This window comes from Gulosibacter sp., from assembly GCF_052090685.1.
GTDB lineage: Bacteria > Actinomycetota > Actinomycetes > Actinomycetales > Microbacteriaceae > Gulosibacter.
Genome location: NZ_JBQDBE010000002.1, coordinates 107,920 through 118,181, shown reverse-complemented (window position 1 = coordinate 118,181; position 10,262 = coordinate 107,920). Strand labels below are relative to the sequence as shown.

The following is a 10,262-nucleotide window of genomic DNA, read 5'->3' as shown; positions in this document are numbered from 1 at the left end:
AACCGCAGTAAGATTCCGCCGTGAGCAATCAAACTGAGGCTGTGCGCGCATCCGACCCTAAATCCCCAAAACTGCTTGAACGACTCTTCCAGCTGAAGGAACGAGGCTCGACCCCGGGACGAGAGATCCGCGGTGGCGTGGTCACCTTCATCACCATCTCGTACATCCTCGTGCTGAACCCGCTCGTGTTGGCGGGGAGTGCCTCCGCCGATGTCGAGGGCAATGTCCTGGATGCGGTCCAGGTGGCCTCAGCAACGGCGCTGGCGGCCGGTGTGCTCACGATCCTGTTTGGGTTCTTCGCCAACTTACCGTTCGCACTTGCCGCCGGGCTCGGCATCAATTCCTTCCTCGCGGTGTCCATGGTTGGACAGGTGACCTGGCCTGAAGCCATGGGCCTGGTCGTCATCAACGGGATCATCATCGTGATCCTCGGGGTCACCGGTGCGAGAACGGCGATTTTCCACGCCGTTCCGGCCTCGCTCAAATCGGCAATCACCGTCGGCATCGGTATGTTCATTGCCTTCGTTGGGCTCGTGAACTCCGGGTTTGTGACCCGCACAGAGGGTGGACCACCGGTACAGCTCGGTCTTGCCGGATCGATCACGACCATCCCGACCGTGATTTTCGTGATCACGCTCTTACTCATGGCAATCTTGCTGGTGCGGAAAGTTCCCGGCGCGATCCTGATCGGCATCGCCGCGGGAACCATCATCGCCCTCATCGCCGAAGCGGTCTGGAATATCGGGGCATCCGGGCCCGACAATCCCGACGGGTGGGGACTCACCGTCCCCACGGTGCCCACGCAGATCGTCGCGATTCCCGATTTGAGCCTCGTGGGTGCCTTCGACCCGGTCGGAGCATTCGCGCGGATTGGTCCAATCGCAGCACTCATGCTCTTGCTCACGCTGGTGTTCATGAACTTCTTTGACGCGATCGGCGCGATGACCGGTCTGGCACGCAATGCCGGCCTCGCGAAGGAGGACGGCACCTTCCCACGCATCCGCGCTGCATTTGTTGTCGAGGGTCTCGGCGCGGTCGTTGGCGGTGGCACTTCAAGTTCTTCGAACACGATCTACGTGGACTCCGCGTCGGGTATCGGTGAGGGCGCCCGCACCGGGTTCGCTTCCGTGATTACGGGGCTGCTGTTTATCCTGGCGATGTTCTTCACTCCCCTCGCAGTGGTCGTGCCGATGGAAGTTGGTTCGGCTGCGCTGGTGGTGGTTGGTGCCATGATGATGGCCCAGGTTGCCGATATCGAGTGGTCTGATTTCGCGACCTCGCTCCCCGCCTTCCTCACCATCATCGCGATGCCCCTGACCTACTCGATTGCGAACGGAATCGGTGTTGGCTTCGTCGCGTATGTGATCGTGCACGCGTTCACCGGACGCATCAAGAAGGTGCATTGGCTCATGTGGGTGGTCGCCGCGGGCTTTATTGTGTACTTCGCCCGCTCACCGATCGAGGCGTTGCTCGCGTAGAGCGAATCACGTGGACCGGCTCGCGTGACCTCGATTCGCGCGGTCGCCACTACGGTCGCCAGAATCCGAGCGGCCGTGGGCTAGATTGACAGGAACCGGAAGAGGGAGCCGCCATGACCGATCCACGAATCATCCGTACTCGCGATTCCTTACAGGCCGCAGCGCTCGAAATCGCGATGAGCGAGGAAGAACTGCCCCTCAACGTCGCCGCGATTACGCAGCGCGCCGGCGTCAACCGAGCCACGTTCTATGACCACTACGACTCTCCGCAGTCGGTCGTCCTAGCGGCACTCGCGCGTGATCTCGACGTACTTCGTGAAACCGATCTCGCACTGCGAGACCAAGCTGAGTTGCCACGCGATGAAATCTTCCGAACGGCGATCAAAGGCGTAGTCACGCACATTACGAGATTCGAGACGATCTACCGCCGCTCGCTCGCGAATCCGGTGGATGGGGTAACCCACCACGCATTGTCGAGTCACTTCGCCGAGTCGATTCGGCTCATAATCGAACGGCAAGAGTCCTTCCCAGAGAACCTCAACCCCGTGGTAGCAGCAGAGTTTGTGGCGCACGCTCTCGTTGGTGCATTCGAAGCGTGGCTCACCCTCCCCAACCTCAAGCAAGACGCTGTGGTCGATTCCATCCTCGCGAGCATGCCCACGTGGTGGCATGACCTCGCGTAACCGAGATTCACCAAACCCGAACACGGGTGATTGTGCTCGCGTGCGCGGTTCCGGCATAGCGACAGCGTTGGACGGCGTGGTCAGCTAGCGGTTACTTCAATGAGAGTCTTTCAGACCAGCCCCGCAAACCGGAGACGAAGATGTTCCGGTCGGTTGTCGGCCGTCGGGCTGGTCGATGCTGACGAGCACTACGCCCGTTTGCGTGCCTCGCTCACGGTATAACCCTGCCCCAGCAGGAGCATCCCGAAGCCGTCGCCGAGTTCAGCGCCGCGGGACCATTCTTAGGTTCACCTGTCGCTTAATCAACACTTGTCGCATATCCTAATGGGACATTGAGTTGCGCACATTGCGACCAGCGCTGGTGGTAATCGCGCACCGAATTCGAGCGCGAAGGAGCCCTCATGAAAGCTGCAGTACTCAACGCGGTTGGCGAAAAGTTCATCATCGAAGATGTCGATATCGACGACCCCATTGAAAACGAAGTACTCGTGGACGTAAAGGCGTGTGGACTCTGCCACAGCGACTCGCACATCCAAGAGAACGATTTCGGCTTTCCTATGCCGACTGTGCTCGGGCATGAGGCCGCCGGTGTGGTCACGAAGGTCGGCCCCGAGGTCACGACGGTGGAAGTCGGGGACCATGTCGTGGGCTCGCTGATCGACTTTTGTGGTCGCTGCCCCCGTTGTACCTCGGGTCGCCCTTGGCAGTGTGTGAACCCAGCCGCCGTGGCCAGAACCGCAGATCAACCATCACGTCTGAGCCGCAACGGCGAAGCGGTGACGCAGTTCAGCAGTCTCTCGGGCTTTGCCGAGCAGATCCTGACCCACGAAAATAACCTCGTCAAGGTCAACAAAGATATCCCCTTCGACAAAGCCTGTTTACTCGGATGCGGTGTAATCACGGGCGCTGGCACTGCGATCAACACAGCCGGCGTCAAGGTCGGCGACACCGTCGCGGTCATCGGTTGTGGCGGCATCGGCCTGAACGCTGTCCAGGGCGCCGCAATCGCCGGGGCTCGCCGCATCATCGCGATTGACTTGCAAAATGAAAAGCTTGCGTTGGCGAAGAAATTTGGTGCTACTGACACCATCAACTCAGGCGAAGTAGAAGATCTCGTGGCAGCGGTCGCCGAAATCACCGGCACCAATGGCGTTGACCACGCCATTGAAGCGATTGGACTAAAGGCCACCGCAGAGCAAGCGGTGCGAATTCTTCGTGAAGGTGGCGGTGCATATCTGATTGGCATGATCAAACCCGGCACCCGCCTCGACGTTGACCCCTTCACCGAACTGCTCATGAATCAGCTGCGTATTCAGGGAGTCAAGATGGGTTCCACGAATCCACAACAAGACATCTCGCTTTACGCTGAGCTGTATACACAGGGTCGACTGAACCTTGATGATCTCGTCGCACGCACGATCTCACTTGATGAGATTAACGAAGGGTATGAGGAGCTTCGCGATGGCAAAGTCGCGCGCAACGTGATTGTGTTCGACTAGCTCGCACCAGCACTGCAAGTCACCACGCATTGCAGTCCTCACCGCGTCCTTCTGGGGCTCGTCTCGACCACCCGTTGAGACGAGCCCCAGATGCGTTACTCACACGCTCGACCGGGTACGATGGCCGAGTTACCCAGTAGGCACCCCAGACTCGGTGCCGTCCACATCGAACGGAGTATGCATGACGGCCACGCCCTCAAACATTCCAGATAAGCCGGCCCTCGAGGGGCTCGAAGCCAAGTGGGAAGAGGTGTGGGAGAACCAGGGTACGTACCGCTTCAATCGCGAAGACGCGACCCGCGAGGATGTGTATTCGATCGACACTCCGCCGCCGACCGCATCCGGCTCACTCCACATCGGTCACGTGTTCTCGTACACCCACACCGACGTTATCGCCCGCTACAAGCGGATGCAGGGCAAGCGTGTCTTCTATCCAATGGGTTGGGATGACAACGGCCTTCCTACCGAACGCCGCGTGCAGAACTACTACGGGGTCCGCTGCGACCCCTCACTGCCCTATGTGGCGAACTTTGAGCCACCGCAGCGCGGTGGCGAGGGCAAGAGCATCAAGGCTGCCGATCAGCAGCCGATCTCGCGCCAGAACTTCATCGAGCTGTGCCTCGAACTCAGTCAAGAAGATGAGAAGTCCTTCGAGGACCTCTGGCGTCAGCTCGGCCTCTCGGTCGACTGGCAGCAGACCTACCGAACCATCGACGACAACTCGCGGCGCGCATCCCAGCTCGGGTTTATCCGCAATATTGAGCGTGGCGAGGCATATCAGGACATGGCCCCCACCCTGTGGGATGTCACCTTCCGCACCGCCGTCGCCCAGGCCGAACTCGAGGACCGCGAGCAGCCCGGTGCCTACCACCGCATCGCATTCCATGCGGAAGATCGCGATATTCACATCGAAACCACCCGACCGGAGCTGCTGCCTGCCTGTGTCGCGCTCGTCGCGCATCCTGACGACGAGCGGTACCAGCCGTACTTTGGCAAGACCGTGCGCACCCCACTCTTCGACGTCGAGGTGCCCGTCCTTCCGCACCAGCTTGCCCAGCCTGACAAGGGATCGGGTATCGCGATGATCTGTACCTTCGGTGATGTCACCGACGTGATCTGGTGGCGCGAACTGAAGCTGCCGAACCGCTCGATTCTTGGCGAGGACGGCCGCATTATTGCGGAGATGCCCGATGCCATTACGAGCGAAACCGGCAAGGCAGTCTTCGCCGAGATGGCGGGGAAGACCGTCTTCTCAGCGAAAAAGGTCGTGGTGGATGCGCTCACCGAGTCGGGTGAGCTCGAGGGTGAGATCAAGCAGATCACCCACCCGGTGAAGTTCTTTGAGAAGGGTGATAAGCCTCTCGAAATCGTCTCCACTCGCCAGTGGTACGTCAAGAACGGCGCGAATGACGAGCAGTTGCGCGCAAAGCTGCTCGAGCACGGCAAAGACCTCAAGTTCTGGCCTGACTTTATGCGGGTTCGCTACGAGAACTGGGTTGAGGGTCTCTCGGGCGACTGGCTCATTTCTCGTCAGCGCTTCTTCGGCGTGCCCATCCCGGTCTGGTACCCGATCGACGCCGAAGGCACCGTCCAGTACGACGCGCCAATTCTTCCCGCCGAAGACCAGCTGCCCGTGGACCCTTCTTCGGACGCGCCGGCTGGCTACGAGGAATCGCAGCGCGGTCAAGCCGGCGGCTTCCTCGGCGAAGTCGACGTGATGGACACCTGGATGACCTCATCCCTCACCCCACAGCTCGTAGGTGGGTGGGAGCGCGACGAAGAGCTCTTCAAGCTCGTCTACCCATTCGACCTTCGCCCACAGGGTCAGGACATTATCCGTACGTGGCTGTTCTCCACGCTGCTGCGGAGCGAGCTCGAAGAGCACACCCTGCCCTGGCGGAACGCGACGCTCTCGGGCTTCATCGTCGACCCGGACCGCAAGAAAATGTCGAAGTCAAAGGGCAATGTGGTGACCCCCGCGGGCCTGCTCGATCAGCACGGTTCGGATGCGGTGCGTTACTGGGCTGCGACCAGTCGCCTCGGTACAGATGCGGCCTTCGACCCGCAGCGACCGACACAGATGAAAATCGGCCGTCGACTCGCGATCAAAGTGCTCAACGCGGCGAAGCTCGTACTCGGGTTCGATGCCGAGGGCGCCGGAGTCGAATCGATCACGAACCCGCTCGACCTCGCCATGCTCGCCGAGCTGCGTCGCGTGGTCGAAACGGCCACCGCATCCCTCGACGAGTACAACCATGCTCGTGCGCTCGAGGCCGCGGAATCTTTCTTCTGGACGTTCTGCGACGACTATCTCGAACTCGTCAAGGACCGCGCATACAACGCTACGGATGCGGAGAGCCGCCGTTCAGCGGTGGCTGCGATGCGCCTCGCAACTTCGGTGCTCTTGCGCCTTTTTGCGCCGGTGATTCCGTTCGCAACCGAGGAAGTGTGGTCGTGGTGGCAGGAAGGTTCGGTGCACGCCGCCGCGTGGCCGCAGGCGACGGAGCTTCCGGAAGGCGGAGACCACGCGGTGCTGTCGCTGGCATCCGAGGCGCTCATTTCGATCCGCGGGGCAAAGACCGCCGAAAAGGTGTCGCAAAAAACGCCAATTCTCAATGTGACGGTCGAAGCACCTGCCGAACAACTCGAGCAGCTGCGCGGTTTCGTGGCCGATCTCCAAGCGGTCGGTCGTATTGAAGCACTGGAGTTCGCGACCGGTGAGGCACTCACCGTGCGCGACATCACACTCGGCGAGCCACCGCAGAAGAAGTAGCCGGCATGAGGGAGAAAGCGGGTGGCTGGATCCCCCGAACCAGCCACCCGCGGATTCCCTCCCCAGGGTCCCGGTAAAGTCCGGGAGCGCAAGTGGCCGTAGGCCATGCGCACCCTAAAGATAATTACCGTTCACTTATTACCGCGTCGCTCCGCAGGTGCGCCAACATGCAACCTTCTGTGGACTTCGCGTACACCTCCACGATGAGTGTTGGAAAGAATTTTTCGAGAGTTCTCATAGTCCACGACGTAGAATCTCTTATTCGCCCCCGACTACGGCAAGGTATGACTGAACTAAATCAACCCATTTCGCGTCGAAGCGCCCGCGCCAGGGCGATTTCCCGCCCCGCACCGACGGTCCGGCCACTGGCTGACTCAGACTTCTTCGCCTGGGTTGACCTCTACAGCCGCTACGTCACTGACATGGGCGGTTCCTTTAGTGACGAAGGTGCGCTGCGAACCTGGCAGGCATTTCAACGCATCGGCAGCCTCGAGGTGTTCCTTGTCGAACGCGCCGGCCACCTCGCCGGCTTCGCGGCCGCTGCCCCGCAGTTGAGTCCCCTTGATGGTTTTCTCCGGCTCGAGATCAATGCGATCTACGTCGAGCAGATGGAGAGCGATGCCACCGCACTCGAAGTCCTGATCGGTGCGCTGCACGATCACGCGGTATCGCTCGGCGCGACCAAGCTCATGTGGCGAATGCCCACGTCAAACGACTCTTATTTGCGTATGAGCAGTCAATTCGGCACCTTGACCGATCTCGGCACTTACGAAATGCTGGTCCGTCCCTAGCCGGTCGGACGGAATGTGGTTGAGCGGGAGTCTGCATGCGTATTGGGAGTCGTTGGGCGGTCGGTGGGGATGCTCCTACCGGGCTACCCGAGGATTTCGTGGCCGCGGTGCGTGCTGCGGAACAGGAACGCGGTCTCACCGAAGGCGCGTGGACGCTCACCTGGCTCGAGGGACGCCCCGTCGCCGAGCATCCGACCGAGGTGAGGATCGCGCTTCAGGCCGATGGCTCAATCGGCACCATCACCGCCGGCGACCAGTATGACGAGGACGATGATTGGCTGAATTAAGCGCTGACAATCCATTTGCAAACGCTTCGACGCTCCCCCACCAGCTACCCCCGTTTGCGCAAATTCGTACCGAGCATTTCCCGCCCGCAATCGAAGCGGGCTTCGCGGAACACCTCGCCGAAATTGATGCGATCACCGCGGTCGAGGCACCGGCCTCCTTCGAGAACACCGTGGTTGCGCTCGAGAAATCAGGCCAGTATCTCGAGCGAGTGCTGTCCGTGTTCTATGCGCTGACCTCCTCGGATGCGACACCCGAGATGGAGCAGCTCGAAGCGGAGTTTTCCCCTCGCATCGCACAGCACTTCGATGCCATCAGCCTGAATTCGGCGCTTTATGACCGTCTCCACGCGGTGCACGAGCGGCGAAACGAACTCGAGCTCAGTGATGAGCAGCGGTATCTGGTCGAACGGCTTGACCTTGAGTATCGGCTCTCAGGCGCGGGGCTGGATGCAGCGGGCAAGGAACGTCTCGCGGCACTCAACCAGCGGCTCGCGAGCTTGGACTCGGAGTTTGTGCGCAACCTCCAGGGCGATACAAATGCGCTTGCCGTGGTCGTTGACGACATTGCGGAGTTGGCAGGGCTTGCCGACTCGGAAATCGCGGCCGCAGCCCAAGCCGCCACCGAAGCGGAGCTCCCCGGGAAATGGCGCATCACACTACCGCTCTATACGGGCCACCCGTGGCTCGCGCAACTGCACAATCGCGAGCTACGTGAACGGATCCACCGCGCCTCGCGTTCGCGTGCCACACGTGGCGGTTCCCATGACAATAGTGCGACGGTGCTGGAATCGGTGCGCTTGCGCGCCGAGCGTGCGGCGCTACTCGGGTTTGAAAGCCACGCCGCACTCGTGGCCGCGAATTCCACGGCGGGATCCGTGAGCGCAATTGATGAGCGGCTCAGCACCCTTGCCGCACCTGCCGTGCGGAACGCACAGCAGGAGCTCGCGGTCTTGCAAGAACTCGCCGATTCGCAGCAGCGAGACAAGGGCGAACCGGAATTCACGCTCGAGGCATGGGACTGGGCATACTATGCCGAACAGATCCGGATGCGGGATTTCAGCGTCGATGAGGCCGCGCTTCGTCCATATTTTGAGGCGGAGCGGGTGCTCCACGACGGGGTGTTCTTCGCCGCGACGCTGATTTATGGCATCCGATTTGAGCCACGATCGGACCTCATCGCTCATCATCCCGAGGCGAAGGTGTATGAGGTCTTTGAAGCTGACGAAGGGGATGGCTCGGGAGCCAAGAGCCTCGGGCTGTACATCCTCGACCTCTACACCCGAGACATTAAGCGCGGTGGCGCCTGGATGTCCAACTATCGCCAACAAAATGAACTCCTGGGCGAGACGACCGTAGTATTCAACGTCCTCAACGTGCCGAAGCCGCCCGAGGGCTCGCCGACACTCCTCACACTGGACGAAGTGGAGACGCTCTTCCACGAATTCGGCCACGCCCTGCACGCGCTGCTCGCGCACGTGACCTACCCGCACTTTGGCGGCACGAACGTCCGCCGCGACTTTGTCGAGTACCCAAGCCAGGTCAATGAATCGTGGCTGACGCATCCGGTCGTTTTGGCAAACTATGCCCGGCATCACGAGACCGGGGCGGTGCTTCCCGAGTCGCAATTCTCGGCGCTCAAAGCTGCGGCAGCATTCAACCAGGGCTTTATGACCACGGAGTACCTCGCCGCCTCCGTGCTCGACATGGCGTGGCATACGCTTTCTCCCACCGAAGCCGCCCGGATCACTGATGTCGCGCAGTTCGAGCGGGATGCGCTGGCAGCTGCGGGTCTGCTCGTAGACACCGTACCGACGCGGTACTCGAGCACCTACTTCCAACACATTTTTGGCGGTGGGTATTCGGCCGGGTACTACGGCTATATCTGGAGTGAAGTCTTCGACGCAGCCTCCGTTGAGGTGTTTGAAGCAGCAACGGATGTGCGGGCCACCGGCGAGCGCTTCCGTCGCTCGATTCTTCAGGCCGGCGGTTCGCGGCCACCGCAGGAGCTCGTTCGCGAGTTTCTCGGTGGTGATGCGAGCATCCAGCCACTGCTCCGCAGGCGAGGGCTCGAAGGCTAAAGCAAAGCGAGGCGGCTCCCGGGAAATCCCAAACTCCCCGCGAAACACTGCACGGGACAATTCAGTCGACTTGCCTGAGGAGGCAGCCGTGACTTCAAATCTCGCAACCTACATTGCTCTACCCGGCCAAACAGGCGACGCATTCCGGCACTGGCACGAAGTGCTCGGCGGCGAGCTCAACATCCTCACCTATGGCGAACAACCGATGGACATGGGCTTCGAACCAGACCCCAACGCAGTGGCCCACGCAACGCTTGACCTCCCGGGCGGCAGCCTTGCCGGGGGCGACGCCATGCCGGGCGAGACCTATCCTGTCCGAGGCAGTGCCTATTCGCTGCTGTACACCCTCGACTCCCCCGAAGAAGCGCAAGTAATTATCGACAAGTTTGTGACCGCCGGCGGCGAAGTGGGCATGCCGTTTGAGCGGGCTCCGTGGGGCCAGTGGTACGGCCAAGTCTTCGACAAGTTTGGTGTCATGTGGGCGCTCAGCGTGACCCCGGAAGGCAGCGGCGCCGAATAGGTCTATTGCTGACCCAGAATCAATCTCAGTCCTCCGAATTCGCCAAAACGACCGGTGGCGGGTGGGGAAAACATAGCCACCCCCCCCCGGCGGTTGGGTTGTGGCCAAATAAGGCCCCCCAAGCACAAGCACCAATACGGCGGGCGGGGGCAG

General features: G+C 61.0%; 8 protein-coding genes. All 8 read left to right on the top strand.

Features of this window, described 5'->3' with window-relative positions; all coding sequences use genetic code 11:
- Positions 1–20: 20 nt before the first annotated feature.
- The 8 genes from ACTHXA_RS02090 to ACTHXA_RS02055 all read left to right on the top strand — a co-directional run bounded on the left by ACTHXA_RS02090 (position 21) and on the right by ACTHXA_RS02055 (position 10,109).
- Positions 21–1,478, top strand: a complete 1,458-nt coding sequence (locus ACTHXA_RS02090) for an NCS2 family permease (protein WP_441668856.1) — start codon at positions 21–23, stop codon at positions 1,476–1,478.
- 113 nt (positions 1,479–1,591) lie between these two features.
- Complete coding sequence (locus ACTHXA_RS02085) at positions 1,592–2,161, top strand: TetR/AcrR family transcriptional regulator (protein ID WP_441668854.1); 570 nt, start codon at positions 1,592–1,594, stop codon at positions 2,159–2,161.
- 401 nt (positions 2,162–2,562) lie between these two features.
- The gene (locus ACTHXA_RS02080; RefSeq protein ID WP_441668852.1) at positions 2,563–3,660 is read left to right on the top strand and encodes a Zn-dependent alcohol dehydrogenase; all 1,098 of its coding nucleotides are present in this window, start codon (positions 2,563–2,565) and stop codon (positions 3,658–3,660) included.
- A 181-nt stretch (positions 3,661–3,841) separates the two neighbouring features.
- Entirely contained in the window at positions 3,842–6,433 is a 2,592-nt protein-coding gene (valS, locus tag ACTHXA_RS02075) for a valine--tRNA ligase (protein ID WP_441668850.1), read from the top strand.
- Between the two features lie 284 nt (positions 6,434–6,717).
- Complete coding sequence (locus ACTHXA_RS02070) at positions 6,718–7,224, top strand: GNAT family N-acetyltransferase (RefSeq protein WP_441668848.1); 507 nt, start codon at positions 6,718–6,720, stop codon at positions 7,222–7,224.
- Between the two features lie 35 nt (positions 7,225–7,259).
- Positions 7,260–7,511, top strand: coding sequence for a hypothetical protein (locus ACTHXA_RS02065; protein ID WP_441668846.1), 252 nt, complete (start codon positions 7,260–7,262; stop codon positions 7,509–7,511).
- Positions 7,499–9,589: a M3 family metallopeptidase gene (locus tag ACTHXA_RS02060; RefSeq protein ID WP_441668844.1), complete on the top strand. Its 2,091-nt coding sequence runs from the start codon at positions 7,499–7,501 to the stop codon at positions 9,587–9,589. The genes ACTHXA_RS02065 and ACTHXA_RS02060 overlap by 13 nt, the downstream gene beginning before the upstream one ends.
- A gap of 88 nt (positions 9,590–9,677) precedes the next feature.
- Complete coding sequence (locus tag ACTHXA_RS02055) at positions 9,678–10,109, top strand: VOC family protein (protein ID WP_441668842.1); 432 nt, start codon at positions 9,678–9,680, stop codon at positions 10,107–10,109.
- Positions 10,110–10,262 lie beyond the last annotated feature (153 nt).

Bases quoted from the DNA above. Each gene is read 5' to 3' on its own strand.
- valS (WP_441668850.1), top strand. From the start codon at position 3,842: ATGACGGCCACGCCCTCAAACATTCCAGATAAGCCGGCCCTCGAGGGG.
- ACTHXA_RS02085 (WP_441668854.1), top strand. From the start codon at position 1,592: ATGACCGATCCACGAATCATCCGTACTCGCGATTCCTTACAGGCCGCA.
- ACTHXA_RS02080 (WP_441668852.1), top strand. From the start codon at position 2,563: ATGAAAGCTGCAGTACTCAACGCGGTTGGCGAAAAGTTCATCATCGAA.
- ACTHXA_RS02070 (WP_441668848.1), top strand. From the start codon at position 6,718: ATGACTGAACTAAATCAACCCATTTCGCGTCGAAGCGCCCGCGCCAGG.
- ACTHXA_RS02065 (WP_441668846.1), top strand. From the start codon at position 7,260: ATGCGTATTGGGAGTCGTTGGGCGGTCGGTGGGGATGCTCCTACCGGG.